The sequence below is a fragment of the Methanothermobacter sp. genome (assembly GCA_030055615.1).
In the GTDB taxonomy this organism is placed as follows: Archaea; Methanobacteriota; Methanobacteria; order Methanobacteriales; family DSM-23052; genus Methanothermobacter_A.
The window spans coordinates 140,001-159,780 of record JASFYN010000002.1; the positions used below are offsets into that span (position 1 = coordinate 140,001).

Genomic DNA, 19,780 nt, shown 5'->3' on the forward strand with positions numbered 1-19,780 from the left:
CGGGGTTGAACTTTGGTTTTGGCTCTTTTGGGGTTTTTATTTTTTTGAGTAGTTCTCTGATCTGTTTTATTGGGAGTTTATGGACTGTCTTTTTTGAATCGATTACCATCTGTATATGTTTTTTTATCCATTCCGGGTCTTTTCTAGGGTGTAGAAGTAGTATACGGTTATGTGAGTATTGTGTGTTAGCATATGGGAGTATTTTATTGATTATATCCTCGTATAATCTTTGGGCTCCCTCACCTTTTAGAAAATGTGGTGTTGGATCCCCTAGTAGATTATTTATGATTTCAATGGCTTTTTTTTTGCTTATTCCCTCTATTTGGGCTAAACGATCCACTTCTTTATTTTCAACTAGCCTTGTGAGTTCTTTTTCGCCTCCAAGTTCCTCTAGGATCTTGTCGGCTAACTTATCTCCTATACCTTTTACTTTTTTGAGATCTTCCCGTCCAAAAATAGTGTTTGACATTGTCCATTATCTGGGGGGTGTTATTTAAGTTCCTCTAGGATCTCTGATACTATTTTAAGGAATTTTTGGATGATAATCCTATTCTTTTCCTCGTCCTGTTTCCTTTTTATGGCGATTGAATATAAGTCCGCTAATCTTTCCACTATTTCAAGGTCCTTTTTGTCATAGCCTTCACCTTTGTTTGCGAGAGCTATTATGCCTACAAGTTCATCTTGTAATAATGCTGGGACCATGAGTAGGTTTTCAATTTTCACATGATCTGCTGGGATGGCAGGCAGTCTATGATCTTCTTGTGGATTATTGGACATTAATGGTTTTCTGTTCTTCATGATCCAATTCCATAACCGGGTCATTTTGGGTTTTTCTTTTAGTTGGCATTCTTTTAATGTCTCTTCTGGTATGATGCACTCCTTTACTTCCTCCATGTTAACGGCTTCTATAATACAAAATTGGCTGCCTGTAAGTTTTCTTGCATACTCTATAACGTTATCAGATATCTTCTCGATTGATATGGGTTCTAAGAGTTTTTTAGCAAGATTTGCTAATGCTCTGCTTATCCTGTTCTCCTTTTTAAGAGCCAGTTCATATTCTTTAAGTGCTGTGATGTCTTTGAATATTCCGGTTATGCCAACAATTTCACCCTCAGAATCTCTTAGAGGTGAAAGAGACACCATAAAATATAATTTTTTACCGTTTTTTTCCCATTCCCAATGGTATGTTCTTGATTCACCCTTTAATACTTTCTGGTTTTGTTCATGGTGTAGTTCACCAGCAGTTCCGAAAACTTCCCTAGGAGTTTTCCCTATCATTTCCTCCTCGGCCAAACCATAATCTTGTATTTGACCTGATACCATAGTATATTTTTCATTAGCATCTAGGGTGAATAGGACATCATTTAATGATCTTATAATTGCACGATATCTTTCCTCGCTTTCCCTCAATTTTTTCTCTATTTTATGTTTGTAGAGTGTTATTTCAATTACACTGTGTAGTTCCCGGTCTTCGAAAGGTTTTATAATGTAACCGAATGGTTCTGTCACCTTAGCCCTCTCAAGGGTCTTCTTATCAGAATAAGCCGTTATATAAATGATGGGGATTCTGAATCGTCTCCTGATCTCCCCTGCTGCTTCTATACCATCTATTTCACCCTTAAGGACGATATCCATAAGTATGACGTCAGGTCTTGTTTTCTCAGCTAATTCTATAGCCTCTTCACCTGTAGTTACAGTAGCAGTAACCTCATATCCTAGCATTTCTAGGCGTTGTTTGATATCCATAGCAACTATGTTCTCATCTTCCACTATCATTACTTTTGCCATGATCCAAACCCCAAGCTTGAATTACCCCATTATATATTATATTCTATAATATAAATTGGATTCAATGTATATTTGTATCGAAGGAATAGATGGAGCCGGTAAAACAACACAATGTAAACTCTTGAAAGACTGGCTTAATAAAAATGGATACAAAGTAGAGCTTATCAGAGAACCTACCCAGTCACCCATTGGTAGAATCATAAGAAAAATACTAAATGAACCAAAACTACCAACTGACGACCAGCAAAAGATACTAGGCCTATTATTTGCAGCTGACAGACTACTCTTGAAGGATAAAATCCAAAAGGCAAAGGATGAAGGGATTATCATAGTAAGTGATCGATGCTTTTATTCTAGCATAGCATACCAAGAACCAGAAGATTGGATAAAAGAAATAAACAAATTCGCCATAAGACCAGATATCGTCATAATCTTGGACATCAACCCTGAAAATGCCCAAGAGAGATTTGAAGGCCTTGAAAGGTTCGAGGAGAAGTCATTCCTTGAAAGGGTGAGGAAAAAATACCTTAGAATAGCAGAAGAAAATGGATTCTTCATAGTGGATGCTAACAGGGGCATTAACATCATACAAGATGATATAAGGAAGATAATAGCACCTTACCTTGGCATTTGCAGATAGATTATCTACTCTCTAATTCCTTTATGCGCTCGTTAAAATATTTTATGATCTCATCCTTAGCCTTTTCAAGCTCCTCTAATTCCCCTTGAAGAACCGGCCCTTGATCTGTCTGAACTAGCTCCACATCATACTTCTCCATAATCTTTATAATCATACTACTTGTTATCCCATGTGGCAATCTCATCTCATATAACATTGCATAACCACCTATTCAAGGTATGTCCTAGCGGGTTCGAAAATCTCTATCAAGTATTCGCTAACAGCATTTTTAAGGTCAAGTGGGTGTAATTCGCCGCTGGAATATGCTTTTATGAGCTCTTCACGGCCAAGTTCAAGGTCGCCTCCGAACTTCGCAGGCCTTTTTATCAACATCCTATCATACATTGGTAGTATAAGATATTCAGCCATCTCTATTATAGGGTTGCCTTTTATCTCCTTCATTGGACAATAGCTTTTCTTTATCTTTTCCCTGATAACTTCTGGTGGATCGTCAATTGCTATAAAGTTGCCTTTACTAGATGACATTTTCTCCCCACCATCTGTTCCATGGAGTAGGGGTGTGTGCATACATACTGGTGCATTGTAGCCAAGCCTTGGGAGGTTTTCCCTGGCAAGCATGTGTATTTTTCTCTGCTCCATACCACCCAATGCAAGATCTACTCCTAGGAATATCATGTCAATGACTTGCATGAGGGGGTATATGACCTCCGCGACCTTTGGATTTTCAGCTTCCCTTGTTATCTGCGCCATACTCCTTTTAGCCCTCGCTAGTGTCGTTATAAGTGACAATTCATAGAGTTTATGTGTGTACTCTTCTTTTGTCTGGAAACTTGAACCTAATATGAACTCTGTATCATCTGATAGTCCAAGGGCCTTGAAGCATCTCTTATTGTATTCTGCCATTTCTTTTATTTTTTCCATGGAGCCTTTGCTATTAAGGTGAGCATGATAATCTGCTAGGAGCACCTTTACTTTGAATCCTATTCTTTGAAGGTCTAGGAGTTTCATTACTGTGATGGCATGGCCTACGTGTATTTTCCCTGATGGTTCGTAGCCGATATATGCGACTGGTTCTTTTTTCTGGAGTTTTTCCCTGAGTTCTTCTTCGGTGATCAATTCTATAGTGCCTTTCTTCGCGATTTTTATTTTTTCTTCGATATCCACTTTTATCACCATAGAATGTATGTTTTTCTGTCTATTTGGATTACTGATACTTGGTCGCCAATCTTTAAATCTTCCATGCCGGGTTTGAGTTTGAGGTCTATTGGCTCATAGCTTATAGGATCCAGTATTTGGATCCTACCAGGGGATATTGCCGTGACTGTGGTTTTCTTTATATCTTTTGGGGTTGCTATCCTTTCTATTTTCTGGTATTCACGCCAGAGTGTGGTTGACATCTCTTGTCTATCAAGGTCGTAGAATAGTATACCATGGGCGTCCATGGCTTTTATAATCCCCACACGACCTTTATATGATATGAAGTCTCCTTTTTTGAACTTTGGTAATTTGAATGAAATCCATATCCTGTAGATGTTTTTGCCAGTGGATTTGTCTCTTCCCATGAGCTTGGGGGATTCTTTCACAAGTCCCCCGAACTCCTCTCGAAGTGCTGCTATAACCCGCTTGGCCGCCTTATATGATCCTATGTAATAATCTACACCCTCTTTTTGCCTGGTTTTCTTGGCAAGATATGCTAGTTTGTCTTTTCTCCATGATTTTTGGAGGGTTTTGTTTATTATCTGTTCTGACCTTTTTATCTCTTCCGGTTCTAGGCTTCTTTCATCTGCTCTTAATTGTATGACTGCTTCGTAATATCCAGACTTGTATTTACTGCAATATGGGCATGCACTTTTTTTTAATCTTACCTCTGTATAGAAGTCTTGCGTAACCTCCTCTCCTATGACTTTTGCTTTTGCTGTTACTATGCAAGAGCTTATGGTACCCCTTTTTTGGAGTATTTCAAGATCCACTATGACATCCTCTACTTTTTTTTGGATATTTTTTTCGAGGGCGCGATAGATTATTTCATCTTCTGGGACGCCCCTTCCAGTCCATTTTCCATTGATTAATTGCGCATTGCAGTGTGCGCAGACTTCAACTTCTATCCCTTCTGGAACTTCTAGAAGCTTGTATTCTTCAAGGAAACATTCCTTGCATAATCCTTTGTATAATTGGGTGTTGGAGCGCCCGCATTTTATGCAAAAATTCCCACCCATATAAAACTCCTAACCTTAAACTGGCTTTAAGGGGGCTTTGGCGCCGCAAGCCTCACATTTTAGGAGGGATATGCGGCCTTCTTTTATTATGCGAGTGTCTGGACGATTGCATTCTGGGCATAATACAAACTTTTTCACGTAATCTTCTATCCTTTCGTTTATGAGGAAATGTGTGAATTTTCCTTGTAGGATAGCCCGTTTACCTTCGATGTTTCCTGCTGTTCCAAGTTCCCTTAAGAGGTATCTTAGAAGGTGTTGAGGGTCCCTGTTTAATTTGGCCGCTATTTCCTTGAAATTCTGGATGAGTGTTCTATTACCTTGGATGACAGAGTAGGCCTTTGGGATGGTGAAACGTTTAGTTTCTAGGACTTCCGGTGGTAATTGTTCTATGGCCCTGTCTAATAATTTTTCATAATCTTGCAAATTTATCATACCTCCTCCCCTTTTAGACTATTTTTACGTAGCCCCTTTGGGGTTCGAATATTACTCCTTTTTCCTGTAAAAATCTTAGGATTTCTTCTACTTTTTCTTCACTTATATTGTATCTGTCTAGCATTTCTGATTTAAGGATGTTGGTTGGTGCTTTTCCTCCGTATTCTTCTTCGAGTTCTTTTATTAATTCTATTAATATGTTGAATTTGTCTCTTTCTGATTTTGGGGTCCTCCCTTCTACTTTGTCTATGTCGATTTTGCCTGTTTCTGGGTCGTAGCCTACTTGTTTGAGGCAGGATTTCGCCAGTCTTATGGCTCTTTTAGCATCTTCTGCTTCAACTTTATTTTTGAGTTTTACTCTGGCACTTGCCTCTGCTAGTCTTATTATGGCTTCTAGTTGGCGTGCTGTTATCGGTACTGGTGAGTCTTCGTCTGTTGCGCTGCTTCGCATTGAAACATAGAATTCTTCGAGTACTTTCATTGCCTGGTCTGTTAGTTTGGGGTGAATATTCTTTCTTGCATATGCTATATATTTTCTTAGTAATTCTGGTTCGATTTCTATGGGTAGTGTATCTTCTTTGTGGGTTTTGAGGATGTGTCTTGCAAGTTCCCTATCTCTTTCCTCGTGTGGTTTGTCCTCTATGACGAATATTAGATCGAACCTTGAGAGTATGGTTGATGGTAAGTCTATTTGCTCTGCTATGGACTTGTAAGTGTCGAATCGTCCGAATTTTGGGTTGGCTGCTGCTAGTACTGCGCAACGTGAATTTAGGGTTGCCATTATACCCGCTTTAGCTATACTTATTGTGTTATGTAGTACTAGACCATGTGAGACAAATAAGTGGTATGGTTCAACGGTTATATCATAAACCCATTCTGAGTCGGTGTTTTCGATCATTTCAACACTTTTGACTTTAATAAAGCGTACATTTTTGGGAGATTCTAACTTTTCAATAAACTCTGTTGGTGGTTTATCCTCCATTAGTCGATGGCGCCATGTAGAATATGGGGTTTTCAATTTCTCTGTTAATTCTTTAACTGTGAGTAGTCTCCCAGCAGCTTTAATATTGATCTTCTCGGTTGTGGCCATCCCATGTAGCGGTCTATTTGGTAAAATATTGTTATTTGATAATCTTTGGGTTTTAAGTTTCTCAATTCTTGGATCATCGATTATCTGGGCGAATCTTTCCATGTTGTCTTCGCTGATTATGACCTTATAATTTCTACCTTCTTTGATGATGTAGGAATAAATTCCAAAGATTAAAAGTAGATCTTGTAGATCTTCAGCCATTTTAGGCGAAACTGTACAATAACCTGCCTGGTGGCCATCCACAAAACCATCAACTTTGTAATAAGCGTTTAAAAACGCTCTTTGGGCATCGGCAGAACCCATCAAGATCTTATCTGGAACTCTTCTCATATCTGATGGTAATAGAAGATCAGGGAATTCATCAAAATTGGCTACCCTAAGAATATATGCTGTTTTCTCGCCTTCTTTTTTTATGGAGATATTATATTCTATTTCTTGTTCTTCTAATATTTTTTTAAGTTCTTTAATTAATTTTTCATCAGCACTTGTGAACTCAGCCCCATTATAGTATTTTGAGAGGGCGAATCCTAAAAATTTAGCAGTAAAGGTGTCAATATCCCCTTTAGTGGATATATTGTAACTATTCACTCCTAGGACTAATGTATCTTTTTTGATTTCATCTGCACGCACTGTTTTAATCTCACCATCCCATATTACAACTGGATGTTCGGGTGTTACAATAATGCTCCTACCATTTTCAAATTTTATTTTTATAAAATTATCAGGGGCTTTATGCCGGCTTATCCTATCAGCAGTGACTGGAATTATCCTTAAATTTTCCAAGTCATATGCCATTACCCTAAGTTCATCTGTTATCAGTATTTCAGTGTCTTTTCCATGGATTATCTCATTTTTTCTTTTTTCCATGAGTTTGTCTACGAGATCGCCTATCCTAGCTTTCCTTCCATCTGCGAGAAGAATCTCGAAATCTTTGTGATAGCTTTGCTGCTCAAGGGCCTCGTGTATGGCTGAACGATCTTCTTCTCGCATTTTATCCAATTCATCGACGCAGACAATTCCACGGTCTCCTAAGACCAATGCACCTGCTTCAAGTGACCATCCACCCAATTCGTCTCGAACTGCAGCAGCCGTGTTATGAACCACTATACCGTTCGCTATGAAGCTATGAGATTTTTCGACTGTCAGATCATAAACATACTCATATGGGGATGTGATAATCTCAACTTTCTTTATCTTTTCAAATAGGATATCAGAATAAGCTAAGTTTTCTAAATATTGAAGTTTTTCTTTAACAGTCCTTTCTTGAGCTTTCAGATCATTTAAAATCTGGAAAATGGATGTGCGAACTTTTTTATCCTTTATTCTTTTCGCGATTTGGACAAGGATTTTAAAAGGTACTTTTCTGCTCCATGTAATTTTCCCAAGCTTTGATCTGATATTGTTGGGTATCTCTATTTTAATATTTTTAATCGATGCTTTTGATTTTAGGTTTCTGATAACCTTTTGAAGCGATTTTCTTGAAATGATACCTTTTTCTTCAACTGAATATCTAAGGTATGGGTCATAGGTTTCTTTAGCGCTTATTCCATAGAAACTTCTTATTTCTTTTATAATTCCTCCAATTCCAGGGATTAGATCCGCTCTTGTACTCTTTCTTTTACTTAGTAATTCTTGAAGTTTATTTTTCTTATTAGGGTGTTCAGATCCAATTAATGTGGTGAACTTTTCAATGTTCTCTCCAGAAATTCGGATTATGTAATCATCTCTAATGTTTCTTTTTACCCTTCTAGGTTCTCCCTTTTTTAAATGTGCTATTATTCCAAACCTTAAGAATGCAAGTTGGAGTTTTTTAGCCAATTTTTCATCTTTACAGTAAAAATTGATGGAAGGTGAACCATCTTTTATGATGACTTTTCCATTGGAATCGAATAGTCCCCTGATAAATGCTGCAAGTTCTTTATTTGGAAGGGAAAATATAATATTGTAGTTGGGTGATCCTGGAATGCCAAGCTTGTTTAAAATGTGTGCGATAATTCCTGAATTGAACATGACAGTTGACACGTTTTCTTTTGGCTCTATCCTGAAAAGCTCTTTGACAATAGATTTGAATTTTTCTCTAAGTTTTTTATTGTTATTTGAGAATCTTAGAGAATAAAGTCCATCGGGTGTAACTTTAATATCCCCGTCCACAACCATCAAGCCTGCAAAATACAAAAATTTCTCATTCAAATATTTAGGAAGCTTTATTGGACGTTCATATTGTGAAAAACCCTGAATTTTATCAGTTAACTTTTCCAAACTGTAATTGGCTTTTCTAGCAAGTTTTAAGAGCATGCTTAAACTAATAATTGGGGTATTAGTCCAATAATGACTATTTTGAGAGAATTCTTTAAAGTTTTTCCCTTTTTTAATTTTCTTGATAAGTTTTTTTACTAAAGCTTCCACTCCATGGACCATTACATTATTCATGTCCTTGATAAGTTCAAGTGTTAAAACATTTTGCCCATTGTGCTCTAACTTCCTTGTCGTTACCACATGATCGTCTTTTTCAAGTTTTTTACATTCTTTCCACTTTAATTCTCCATTTTCAAAGCTTAAAATTTTTGTTTCTGGTGTTAGAGTCAATTCTTTCCCAGTTTGTGTTGTTATTTTAATCAGTTTTTCTGGAGCTTTAAGCTTCCAAATTTTATCAGAAACTTTTGAAGATACTTTTGTTGGGTTGATAGTTTGAATTTTAATCGGTTTTTTAAGCTTGGATACATAGATCCCCTTCCGATATTCGATGGGCTCGCTGAGGTTTTTTTCAACGAAATCCCCAATTTCAAACGCCCCTTTATCTGTAAAAATCATGCTTTCAGGAGCTACGCACAATCCAACGCCGGTTGTGCCTTTACCGCTCGTATATATGCCTCTTGGGGCCAGTTTTGAAACATATTTAAGCATCTGGGATTTTCCGATACCAGGGTCTCCTACTATGAGTATGTGTATGTCCCCTCGGAGTCTTGTTTTATCATCTAATTCTTTCCCTGTTCCCCCAAATAATTGTAGTGCGATAGCTTCTTTGATTTCACGGTAGCCATAGATTGATGGGACTGTGGATCTTACTATCCTATCATAGATGTTGGGGTCTGCTGCGAGTTTTTTTATTTTTTTCTCGTCCTCGGCTGTTATCTGTAATTCTTCGAATTCTTGTTCTAGGAATTCCGCGTAATTTCCATATATGAAGTTTTTAAATCGTTTTGTCCTATCATCCCTTATTGTTCTGAGTATGCCTGTGACTCTTACCACGTCTCCTGGTGTTAAGGTGTCCACGAGGTCGTCTTCTAATACTATTGTTATCTGTCTGGGCTGTTCACCACCTGAAAGGTTTTCCAAAGGCTCTTGTAATTTTAAATTTTGTGTGTCAAGGAATTGGGAATCTTCTTGTAATAGTCTGAATGAACGACCCCTACATTCTGGGCAGAATGATGGTTCTGCTAAAATATTACTGGATTGTGGCACCTCCTGTGGGTGTCCACAACTTCTACATTCAAATGCGGCCTTTAATATTCTTGGACGTATTTCATCAACTTTTCTCACAATACCATCAACTGCAACTAGTTTACCTATGAATTTACTCCTCAGATCCCTTAATGGGATAATATTAGTGATATTTTTGAATCTTATGTTGAGATCCGCGTCCATTCCCACTGGGTTTATGTTTTGAATGGCTTTCTGAGCTGTTCTTATTATGGTGTCAGGTTTTTCTATTAAAAGATCCGCAAGGTCTGGGTCGAACATTTCAAGGTCTCTATAGTCTATTTCAATAGATCTCACACTAGGATATTTCTCTAGGACCTCGAATATTTTATCCTTATATTCTTTTGTGGAAAAGAATTCTTCAAATTTAATAATGGGTGTTTTTGTTTTCTCTGCTACCTTCATCATAAAAATATATTATTATCGTTTTATAAAAATCTTTACGAAGAATAAATCTTAATGAATACAATGGATGCCCTGGAGGTGATTCAATGAGGAGATCAAGGCTAAGATTGTTCAAGTTCACTTCCATGACCATATCACTACTTGGAGTGTTAATGATCATCATAACAGTCATAGTCCTAGCATATATTGGAGTTGAGAGGATATCCTCAACAATCTCCATGAATGTTGATAAAGGGTCATTATATGATGAGTTCGCCCAATTACAAAAAGAATACCAGGATCTAAAACTCGACTATGAGTCGACAAAGAAGGTAATTTATGAAAGAGGCGACAAGGATCTTATGGAAAAGTATGTTAACGCGGAGATCAAACTTGTGGAGGCTAAATCTGCCCTTGATGACGTTGAAAGCGCCCTTTCCACCAACAAACCAATACCAGAGGTCAAAAGTAGGCTTCAGACTGCGAATTTAAAATTAAAAGAGGCTAGGGATAGTCTAACTAGTCTAAAAGCCCTCATTTGACCCTTTGAAGCCTTTACAGACAATATACATTTCAGGGCTACCCTTCCTGGAAGAAGCCGGTTTCGTGCTTTTAACCATCCTGAATGAACTCCTTAATTTTTTTAATAATTCATTGAAACCAGGCCCTTGAAAAACTTTAACAAGGAGATTACCACCCTTTTTAAGGAATCTGTCAGCAACCTTTCTAACATTCTCAACAAGTTCTAACGACTTTAATTGGTCAATATCTTTTATACCTGAAAGTGAAGGAGAAGCATCGGATATTATAACATCAGCTTTTCCGCATAGTAATTCACCTATCTTCTCCTGGACCTTCTCATCTGTAAAATCTCCCTTTATACTATGGAAATTATTCACTGGGAAAGGTTTAATAGGCTTAATATCCACAGCGATGACAAGCCCATCATCACCCACTTTTTCAAGGGCAACTTGTGACCAACCACCAGGAGCAGCTCCAAGATCAACAACCTTATTACCCTTCCTTATAATATGGAATCTATTATCAAGTTGTAAAAGCTTATATGAAGCCCTGGACCTATACTTATGCTTCTTAGCGCTCTTATAATAATAATCTCTTTTCCTCTCAAGATACCATCTTTTACCCAAAGCTAATCACCTTATTTTGCAGATTGGTGAACCCACCCTCACAACCTCTGCTTCAATCTTACCATCATAAACTTCAACTAACATTACACTAGGATAAGCTAACCTCGGCACGGTAGGACTGCCAGGATTCAAGAGTAGTATATCATCAACCTCCTTAATAAACGGCTGATGAGTATGCCCTGAAATAAGAACATCAACACCCATCTCCAAAGCAATATACTTAAGCTGTTGGGTATCGCCACGAGGATAAACTTCACCATGATTCAAACCTATAATTAGGCCATTTACTTCTAAAATCTCATCCTTTGGAAGTTCAAGACCATAATAACGGTCCATATTACCTTGAACACACTTCATAGGAGCCAAACTATTAAACTCTTCCCTAACATCCAATGAGGTTAAATCTCCCGCATGGAGTATCATATCAACGCCACTGAAAACCTCAAAAACCTTATCAGGGATGACAGACGCCCTATCAGGTACATGAGTATCAGAGACAACACCAAGGAGCATATTGATCACCCCAATAATATAATTTTCATCTAACTTCGTTGAGTATAATACAAAATAACGTGAAAGGAGGGCCGAAATTCCTAGTCTCCTGCTAAAAAACCTCCTATAGCCCCTCCAATTCCCATGAATATCATCGAAACCAATAATAAGACTATTACTACTCCTATGCCCGTGAAAAGTCCCATGAAAAAACCGAATATTCCACCGATGAGGGCGCCGAAAATGCTTAAAAGCAAGGTTAATATTATACCACCAAATGCACCAGCCACCGTAGCATTCCAAAAACCTCCAAGTGCGCCCTCTTTCACCATTAAACCCACTATAAAACCTGCTAAGAACAGTCCCAAGACAGATGCACCTTCTGGCACGAAAGACCTTAAAATGATTGGAAAGACAATAGAAAGTATGAAACCTACAAATACAGGACCCCACTTCACCATACTATTATACTAGGAACAAACACTATTTAATTATATCGGCAACATGATGAAAATCAACCTCATTAACTGGAAAAACTCATAACTTAGAAAATACTAATTACAATGGCACTGAGGGGTGGCTTTAGAATTTGGATACTCCCAAAACCTAAAGGGGTATAAAATACACCTAATAAAATATTATATTCTGGATAAAATACCAAGTATTATAATGGGGGGAGTACCCTATGGAAACAACAACCAAAATACTCCTTGTAACATGTTTTATTCTAGTTGCACTCCTAGGCTTCATGACAGGTATACTATTAAAAGTATTTGATGAACCCCCTTTAAGGCCTCTGAGGACCATAACAACACCTACAGATACAAAAGAAGGAGTATCAGTTCCATCAGCAGGTGATTTGCCCGAATGGCATGAAATAACAACATTCACGGGTTCAGGTGATGATTATAGATGTTTTAACATACAAGGGGAGAAGTTCAAGGTTGTAATGTCAGCCGTGCCCATGATAACATACCAACCTAACACGATGGAGGTAGATGTCATAAAAGATGGGAATATCGTGGCAGCAGAAACCTTGGAATGGGGGGCTACAGAATCCCCAGATTTGAAAAGGAAGATAATAGAGGTTACAAACGGCCCAGGCACATACTGTGTCAGAGTATATGCAGTGGATCTTGAAAATTGGCGGATCACAATATGGGACTATTATTAAAATCTCCGACAATAGGCATATCCCTGGGGGGGTCTCCATAGCATTCTAATTTCATTGAATGTGAATTCTTAAATTTTGGTAAATTTCATTGAATGTGCCAGGGCTGACATATTCTATCCCATTTGATGGATCCAAAAATATTATAAAACCATCTGGGGTCGCCCCAGCATATACTGTGAAATGTCCGTTGGATCCTGGTATCACGAAATGTGTTATGGTATGGTTTTCATCATAACATTCATAACCTATGTCAAGTGCACCATCGTCTATTATAATTATATCGTATTTTTGTGGGGGGCCTTCTTGTATACTAGCATTATATCCAAAGTGTTCAGCGACTTTGACAAGTTCGTAGGCATTGTAACCATGGGGATTGTTACCTAGATAATCCACTATCCTCTTTTCTGTTAGGTTAGCGCCTTTCTTATTTATGAGTGCTGTTGCAAGGGATGCCGGTCCACAAGTATAATCTGTGGTCTGGTAGACTATAGTATAACCATTTATGGTCTCTATCTTATCATATGGTTCTTGGGGGATTTCAGGAGTTAAGATTGCCCCTAACATGATTAAGAATACTATACCAAAGCAACAGCTCGCCAAAGAACCCCATATGGCGATTTCGGATCTTTTAGCGAGTTTTGTACCACAATTTCTGCAGAAATTGGCTTTTCTGTTGTTATATGCTCCGCATCTTGGACACTTCAATATACCCACCAAATTAATATGTAGAATTTTAGGGCTTTTGTTAAAATTCCAAAGCCGAAACCTCCAAGTAGACCTGTTATGAGTCTTAGTAAGTTGGTGCTTTCCCTTAAACCCAATAATTGTGTGAATCCATCAACTATCATTGGCTTTGTCATTAGGATCGCCATGATAACTAGTATTGGAGTGTATTTTATGGGCGTAAAATATGCTATCAAGAAATAGGAAAACGCTCCAATGTATATACCAGTACATCTTGAACAAACCGGGAAACGGTGACCTTTTATCGAGAACGTCCTATCAGGTCTCCTATGACAAATCCAAAATCTCATCATGCTCCCACAGATTATAAGTCTTATAAAGTTAAAATTATAGTTTCTCCTTTTATAATTGGGTTAAGATAATAATATAACAAGGAGGGTTAAAATGCTTTGTGGGGGGATAATATGGGAAACAATTTGAGGGTCCCTTCCCCTATTTTGGATTTGGCGGAAGGTGCATGTGGTATATGTCACAGGGTCCTCGAAGAACTTTCAAATCATGGTATAAATGCAGAATCAAGTGAATGTTTTGAAGGCGTGAACGCCAGACTAGTCAATAGTCTAGGAGAAACCATAGGAGAAGGTAAGGATATAACATGGGCCCCAGCCATACTCAAGGCGCAGATAGACGCTGATATCATCCCAGAGGATATAGCAACAGACTTGAAGGGTATTTTGACAAAAAAGGCCGACCTTAGGAGGGTGGCTGGAATGTCAGGTTATGGGAGGGTTGTGACATCCGCAGGCCTTATAATATCCCATATCTGGGAAAATGGTGGGTATGTGGAAGTTAAAAGGGATGGCATAGGGGTCCGGGCGATATTCTATGATAAAGATGGTGATGAAATCTCAAATTCTGTCACAGGATTTTGTCCAGTCTGTGCAATAAACATATCAGCTGGCAGGATCCCCAGTATAAGGCGCAAAATAGCAGAACGGTTAAAAGGATCCAAGAACACAGGTCAAATAAAATATGAAAGGGGCATCCTAAACATTATCAGGTGGAAAAACAGGAGAGTATACACTGACCTAATCGAAGATAATAAAATTATAGGAAGGAACTGGGGCTGTTGCATAGCATATTCCACTGTGAGGGCTGAAATAGCAGCGGGATTAGGGAGTAAAAAATGGAATAGGATATTCAAAAATTACTGCGATCAATGCCCCCTTAAACATTGCTGGATAGGGAAGGCCATGGGGGCCTTAGGGAACAAGGTACTCCACAGGATGAAAAATGTTAATGTAAAAGAGATTGTGAGAATGGAGGACTACATAACAGTAGATATCATGGATAATAACGATAGGGTAGGTTATGGTATCGGGACCCTCTGTTCACTAAGCGCTTCTGTAAATGCCCTTATGAGATCCGACGCCATAAAAATCCTGAAACCAACACCAGCAGAAGGATTCCCATACAAAGAAAGATAAAACGAAAAGAAGGTAATAGAATGGATGAGCATATCATAGAAGCCTTGGGAAGGACAAGGATCAGAATAAAGGATGGTAGGATAGTCTCACTCGGAGAGCCCATGATAAAATACTGTCCACTATTCCATAAGTATAGGGGCATCAAAGAACTAAACAAGGAAACTATACGTGAGAACATAGAATTCCGCATAAGAGACTTTGGTATGTGCACGCCAAAGAGAGAACTTAAGATGAAGGATTTCCTTTCCTTTGGGGTTTCTGAGATAATCTCAACACTCCTCGAAGAAAATATGATAGACTGCGCAGTGATGGTATGTGAAGGGGCTGGGACAGTTCTAATAACCGAACCAGAATTCGCACAGGGAGTAGGTGGAAGAATCTCAGGAGTGGTTAAAACAAGCCCCATAAAAAGGATCATTGAAGAACTTGGAGAAGAAAACGTATTAGAACCAGAAACTGGGAAAATAGACCAACCCATGGGTGTTAAAAAAGCGTTAGACCAAGGATACAATTCTATAGCCGTTACAGTAGCCGATATAGAAGATGCGGTTAAAATAAGGAAAATGGACAAGAAAGTTTATATCTTTGCTGTTCACCTTACCGGTATAACAAAAAAAGAAGCTGAAATACTCTTCCAAAATGCCGATATCATAACATCGTGCGCCTCAAAACACATCCGCCACATCGGCGATAAAAAAGCACTCTTCAAGGCAGGATACTCAATACCAATATACGCCGCCACAAAAGAAGGTGAAAAGTTCATAAAAAAGCGGATAGAGAAAATAGGCGGCCTTAAAGAAAAGAAAAACCCTCCATTACCCTATCCACTCATCTAAATATCCTACTTTTTAAAGCAATCATCTTCTATATGATCGGCTATAGCCTTTATCACACAACTCTGAGTTATAAGACCCAATAATTTCCCATTCTCCACTACAGGGATCCTCTGATAGCCAGTCTCCACCATTATCTTACTTATACTGCCAATAGAAGCGTTTTTGTCAACTACAACAAGGTCTCGGCTCATAATATCCTTCACTTTAAGTTTAAGAACTTCACTCCCAGCCAATAAAATATCCCTATGTGTTATGAACCCAACAAGCTTATCCCCCTCTACTACAGGCACTCCACCAATATTAGCCCGGACCATCTTCAACTTCGCGGCAGCCACAGACTCCTCTGGTGTCACCACGATAACATCCCTTATCATAATATCCTTTGCACAAAGTTTCCGTATCATAAATTTATTTGTGTTCCCAATTATATATTAAAGGTGAGGGGATCCAAAGTGACTCAAATGGAAGAAGCAAAAAAAGGCAACACAACACCCCAAATAGAGAAAGTGGCCAAATCAGAAGATTATAAGATCCAAAAGATCATGAAAAGAGTAGCACAGGGTAGAATTGTCATACCATCAAATCCAATCCATAATCCAATCCCATGTGGGATAGGTGAAGGCCTATCCACAAAAATAAACGCTAACGTCGGTTCTTCCCCCAAGTTGGAAGATCCGGAATTAGAAGTTAAAAAATCGCTTGTCGCCATCCAACACGGAGCAGACACCATAATGGATTTGAGCACAGGACCAAAATTAGCCAAGATAAGAAAAACAATACTAAAAAAGGTGGATGTACCAGTTGGCACAGTACCCATCTATGAGGCCGGTGTAAAAGCCGCGGAAAAAAATGGTTCAATAGTTGACATGGACGAAGACGACATCTTCAATACAATAGAAAAACAAGCAAAAGACGGAGTCGACTTCATGACAGTCCACTCTGGCATAACATTAGACACAGTAGAAAAACTAGAAAGATCAAATAGGATCATGGGAATGGTGAGCAGAGGAGGAGTTTTCCTCGCCACATGGATAAAACACAACAAAAGGGAGAATCCACTCTATTCAGACTATGAATATCTCCTCGAAATAGCCTATGAATATGATGTTACACTCAGTCTTGGTGATGGACTGAGACCAGGCTGTCTGGCAGATGCATCAGACACCCCCCAATTACAAGAATTAATCATACTAGGAGAATTGGTTGAAAAATCCAGGGAATCGAATGTACAATGTATGGTAGAGGGGCCAGGACATGTCCCAATAGATCAAATCCCCGCGAATATGAAAATTCAGAAGACCATCTGTAAAGGAGCTCCATTTTATGTCTTGGGTCCTATAGTAACTGACATGGCTCCAGGTTATGATCATATAAGCGCGGCCATTGGAGGGGCCATAGCGGCATATCATGGAGCAGATTTCATCTGTTATGTCACGCCGGCAGAACACTTAACCATACCAGGTATAAGAGAGGTTAAAGAGGGGGTTATAGCCTCAAAGATAGCTGCACAGGCAGCTGACTCCGCTAAGAGGATGATGAAGGCGTGGAACATGGAATTAGAGATGGCAAAGGCGAGAAGAGACTTCAACTGGGAGAGGCAATTTGAATTAGCATTCGACCATGAAAAACCCAGAAAGTATAGGATGCAATGTCCAGTTGAAGAAAAAGACATGTGTTCAATGTGTGGCGAATACTGCGCCTTAAGACTCTTCAAAAGGCAATAAAACATCCCTAAAATGTCCCAGGGGATAATAATGGAATACAAAAATTTAGCTGAACTCTATAACAGACTAGAATCAACAACCAAAAGATTAGAAAAGACTGATATAATAGCCGATTTCCTCAGAGAGACAGACACCGAACTTTTACCAACCGTAACCCTACTCCTTCTAGGCCGTGTTTTTCCAACATGGAGCGAAGAAGAGCTTGGAATCGGGCCTAAACTTCTAATGAAGGCGATATCAATCGTCACTGGTGTGAGTGTTGATGAAATAGAAGAAGAAATCCGCGAACAAGGCGACATAGGCAAAGCAAGTGAAGTATTATTCAAAAGAAAATCCCAGTTAACATTCACCCCACATCCCCTCACAGTCGAAAAAGTCTATAACGATCTTAGAAAACTGGCATATATAACAGGCCCAGGAGCCCAATCAAAAAAAATAGACATACTACTAGGCATACTATCCTTAGCTTCCCCAGTCGAAGCTAAATATATAACAAGAACAATACTCGAGGAATTGAGGGTTGGGGCTGGTGAGGGTATTATAAGTGACGCCATATCACTAGCATTTAACATCGATAAAGAAATTGTTGAAAGGGCCTACATGCTCACCAACGACCTTGGAATGGTGGCCAAGGTTGCCAAGAGTGAAGGCGAAGCCGGACTCCGCAAACTCTCACTAGAACCTGGAAGACCAGTGAAGCCAATGTTAGCCCAACTGGCAGAAAGCATAGAATCTGCCATAGAAGAACTTGGGGAAGCACTTTGCGAAACCAAATATGATGGTGTGAGAGTCCAAATACATAGAAAAGGTGACGAGATTTTAATATTCACTCGCAGATTAGAAAATATAAGCAATGCCGTGCCCGAGATCATCAAACGCGTGAAAAAATCATTACCCCAAGAAGATTTCATAGTAGAAGGGGAAATCATCGTAAACATTGAAGGAAGGCCGGGTTCATTCCAATACATCCTCCAAAGGGTGAAGAGAAAATACGACATTGAAGAAATGATAACTAGAATACCCCTCACACTTTACCTCTTCGACATATTATATTATAGGAGACCACTCATAGACGAACCCTTCAAAGAGCGGCGCAAGATCTTGGAGTCTATAATCAGGCCCATAGAGGGTAAGATAGAATTAAGTAGACAATTGAGGGTCAATACCGAGAATATCAATGATGGTATATCACTCTTCAGGGAATCTATAAAAGAGGGACATGAGGGTATAATGATAAAGGATCCGAACGCACCATATATACCTGGGATACGTGGCAAAAAGATGCTCAAGTACAAGGCAGAACCTGAAACTTTAGATTTGGTGGTTATTGGCGGAACATACGGCAAAGGAAAACGTGCACACCTCATAGGGTCGTATTTACTAGCGGCGAGGGATGATGAAACCGGTGAATTGAAAACGGTGGCACATGTTGCAACAGGCCTAGATGATAAAACACTCAAAGAACTCACAGAAAGACTAAAGGAGATAACGATAGAGGAGAAGGGGAGGGAAATCAAGGTAAAACCTGAAATAATCCTAGAAGTGGCATATAGTGAAATAGTCAAAAGCCCGGAATATGAAAGCGGATATTCCCTTCGATTTCCAGTAGTGAAAAGGATAAGGGATGATCTCAGCCTAGAAGATGTTGACACCATAAAACGTATAGAATCACTCTTCAAAGCATGAAAAACCCCCTATAATATGCAGAACCTATAATTTTGTGGTTTTTTTTTTCTCGGAAATTCAAATAGTTGGGGAGCGCATGCCATAAAATATAATAATACTTAGTAGTCTATAATTAATATGGTGTTTATGTTGGAGGATGAGAAAATATTTAAGATTGTCATTTTAATTGCATTAGTGGGTCTCATAGGGATGATAGTATCAGCAGGTAGTATCATGCCCAGAGAAGTTAAAATAAAAGAAATAAATAAGGGCATGATCGACGAAAAAGTCACAGTAACAGGTTTTGTGGAGGAAATAAAAAATTCAAAGACTGGTAAAGCATCATTTATCACATTAAATGATGGTACTGGAAGAATAACAGTTGTAGTATTTGAATCTGTGAAAAATGAGGTTGAAAGATCCGACCTGAATATAGAAACGTTCAAATACAGAAAAATAAAAATCACAGGTAAAATAACAGAATACAAGGGTTCAATGGAAATCATACTTGAAGAGCCCCAAAACCTAAAAATATTATGA

The 19,780-nt window shown here is 38.7% G+C and carries 20 protein-coding genes and 3 pseudogenes (1 of these 23 running past the window's edge); 8 read left to right on the forward strand and 15 right to left on the reverse strand.

The annotated features are described in order from the left end of the window. Positions 1-469: the start of an AAA family ATPase gene (locus QFX38_03945; GenBank protein MDI9624017.1), read on the reverse strand. Its footprint begins 1,454 nt before the window's first position; 469 of the gene's 1,923 nt are visible here — the first part of the coding sequence; the start codon lies at positions 467-469; the stop codon falls past the left edge of the window. Positions 470-489: 20 nt separating this feature from the next. Then, on the reverse strand, positions 490-1,788 hold the full coding sequence (locus QFX38_03950; GenBank protein MDI9624018.1) for a response regulator: 1,299 nt from the start codon (positions 1,786-1,788) through the stop codon (positions 490-492). Positions 1,789-1,852: 64 nt separating this feature from the next. Between QFX38_03950 and tmk the strand changes: the two genes are divergently transcribed. Continuing rightward, on the forward strand, positions 1,853-2,428 hold the full coding sequence (gene tmk / locus QFX38_03955) for a dTMP kinase (GenBank protein MDI9624019.1): 576 nt from the start codon (positions 1,853-1,855) through the stop codon (positions 2,426-2,428). Position 2,429: 1 nt separating this feature from the next. Here tmk and QFX38_03960 read toward each other — a convergent pair whose 3' ends face one another. The 7 genes and pseudogenes from QFX38_03960 to QFX38_03990 form a co-directional block, all read right to left on the reverse strand. Further along, a complete protein-coding gene (locus QFX38_03960) occupies positions 2,430-2,624 on the reverse strand; it encodes a hypothetical protein (GenBank protein MDI9624020.1) in 195 nt (64 codons plus the stop codon). Positions 2,625-2,635: 11 nt separating this feature from the next. Then, positions 2,636-3,592 (reverse strand): tyrosine--tRNA ligase, encoded by a 957-nt coding sequence (locus QFX38_03965; protein MDI9624021.1) that lies wholly within the window; start codon positions 3,590-3,592, stop codon positions 2,636-2,638. Positions 3,593-3,597: 5 nt separating this feature from the next. Next, positions 3,598-4,644, reverse strand: a complete 1,047-nt coding sequence (locus QFX38_03970) for a 60S ribosomal export protein NMD3 (GenBank protein MDI9624022.1) — start codon at positions 4,642-4,644, stop codon at positions 3,598-3,600. A gap of 15 nt (positions 4,645-4,659) precedes the next feature. After that, positions 4,660-5,067, reverse strand: coding sequence for a translation initiation factor IF-2 subunit beta (locus tag QFX38_03975; GenBank protein ID MDI9624023.1), 408 nt, complete (start codon positions 5,065-5,067; stop codon positions 4,660-4,662). 22 nt (positions 5,068-5,089) lie between these two features. Beyond that, positions 5,090-5,884, reverse strand: a pseudogene (locus tag QFX38_03980) (AAA family ATPase). A 4-nt stretch (positions 5,885-5,888) separates the two neighbouring features. Then, a pseudogene (locus QFX38_03985) lies at positions 5,889-8,998 on the reverse strand (LAGLIDADG family homing endonuclease). Beyond that, positions 8,990-10,051 (reverse strand): annotated as a pseudogene (locus QFX38_03990) (minichromosome maintenance protein MCM). The pseudogenes QFX38_03985 and QFX38_03990 overlap by 9 nt, the downstream one beginning before the upstream one ends. Positions 10,052-10,137: 86 nt before the next feature. Here QFX38_03990 and QFX38_03995 point away from each other — a divergent pair. Beyond that, the gene (locus QFX38_03995) at positions 10,138-10,572 is read left to right on the forward strand and encodes a hypothetical protein (GenBank protein MDI9624024.1); all 435 of its coding nucleotides are present in this window, start codon (positions 10,138-10,140) and stop codon (positions 10,570-10,572) included. Here the strand turns inward: QFX38_03995 and QFX38_04000 are convergent. The 3 genes from QFX38_04000 to QFX38_04010 form a co-directional block, all read right to left on the reverse strand. Further along, positions 10,555-11,178 (reverse strand): RlmE family RNA methyltransferase, encoded by a 624-nt coding sequence (locus QFX38_04000; GenBank protein ID MDI9624025.1) that lies wholly within the window; start codon positions 11,176-11,178, stop codon positions 10,555-10,557. The two genes, QFX38_03995 and QFX38_04000, sit on opposite strands and share 18 nt — an antisense overlap. Positions 11,179-11,184: 6 nt before the next feature. Next, entirely contained in the window at positions 11,185-11,691 is a 507-nt protein-coding gene (locus tag QFX38_04005) for a metallophosphoesterase (GenBank protein MDI9624026.1), read from the reverse strand. Between the two features lie 80 nt (positions 11,692-11,771). Further along, entirely contained in the window at positions 11,772-12,131 is a 360-nt protein-coding gene (locus QFX38_04010) for a DUF5518 domain-containing protein (protein ID MDI9624027.1), read from the reverse strand. A 224-nt stretch (positions 12,132-12,355) separates the two neighbouring features. Between QFX38_04010 and QFX38_04015 the strand changes: the two genes are divergently transcribed. After that, positions 12,356-12,844 carry a hypothetical protein gene (locus QFX38_04015; GenBank protein MDI9624028.1) on the forward strand — a complete coding sequence of 163 codons (489 nt, stop codon included), beginning with the start codon at positions 12,356-12,358 and terminating at the stop codon, positions 12,842-12,844. A 51-nt stretch (positions 12,845-12,895) separates the two neighbouring features. Here the strand turns inward: QFX38_04015 and QFX38_04020 are convergent, their stop codons facing one another. Together QFX38_04020 and QFX38_04025 are read right to left on the reverse strand one after the other, a co-directional pair. Then, positions 12,896-13,549 carry a cysteine peptidase family C39 domain-containing protein gene (locus tag QFX38_04020; protein MDI9624029.1) on the reverse strand — a complete coding sequence of 218 codons (654 nt, stop codon included), beginning with the start codon at positions 13,547-13,549 and terminating at the stop codon, positions 12,896-12,898. Further along, positions 13,546-13,881 carry a DUF2085 domain-containing protein gene (locus QFX38_04025; GenBank protein ID MDI9624030.1) on the reverse strand — a complete coding sequence of 112 codons (336 nt, stop codon included), beginning with the start codon at positions 13,879-13,881 and terminating at the stop codon, positions 13,546-13,548. Before QFX38_04025 ends, QFX38_04020 begins: the two co-directional genes overlap by 4 nt. Positions 13,882-14,025: 144 nt before the next feature. Here QFX38_04025 and QFX38_04030 point away from each other — a divergent pair, with 144 nt between their 5' ends. Beyond that, positions 14,026-15,015 carry a hypothetical protein gene (locus QFX38_04030; GenBank protein MDI9624031.1) on the forward strand — a complete coding sequence of 330 codons (990 nt, stop codon included), beginning with the start codon at positions 14,026-14,028 and terminating at the stop codon, positions 15,013-15,015. Between the two features lie 20 nt (positions 15,016-15,035). Further along, positions 15,036-15,851: a DUF2099 family protein gene (locus QFX38_04035; GenBank protein MDI9624032.1), complete on the forward strand. Its 816-nt coding sequence runs from the start codon at positions 15,036-15,038 to the stop codon at positions 15,849-15,851. Between the two features lie 5 nt (positions 15,852-15,856). On the opposite strand, the gene QFX38_04040 is transcribed toward QFX38_04035, so the two are convergent. Continuing rightward, positions 15,857-16,255 (reverse strand): CBS domain-containing protein, encoded by a 399-nt coding sequence (locus QFX38_04040; GenBank protein ID MDI9624033.1) that lies wholly within the window; start codon positions 16,253-16,255, stop codon positions 15,857-15,859. A gap of 48 nt (positions 16,256-16,303) precedes the next feature. Here QFX38_04040 and thiC point away from each other — a divergent pair, with 48 nt between their 5' ends. From thiC to QFX38_04055, 3 genes are all read left to right on the forward strand, one after another. Next, on the forward strand, positions 16,304-17,575 hold the full coding sequence (thiC, locus tag QFX38_04045; protein ID MDI9624034.1) for a phosphomethylpyrimidine synthase: 1,272 nt from the start codon (positions 16,304-16,306) through the stop codon (positions 17,573-17,575). Between the two features lie 30 nt (positions 17,576-17,605). Next, the gene (locus tag QFX38_04050) at positions 17,606-19,261 is read left to right on the forward strand and encodes an ATP-dependent DNA ligase (protein MDI9624035.1); all 1,656 of its coding nucleotides are present in this window, start codon (positions 17,606-17,608) and stop codon (positions 19,259-19,261) included. A gap of 129 nt (positions 19,262-19,390) precedes the next feature. Further along, entirely contained in the window at positions 19,391-19,780 is a 390-nt protein-coding gene (locus tag QFX38_04055) for an OB-fold nucleic acid binding domain-containing protein (GenBank protein MDI9624036.1), read from the forward strand.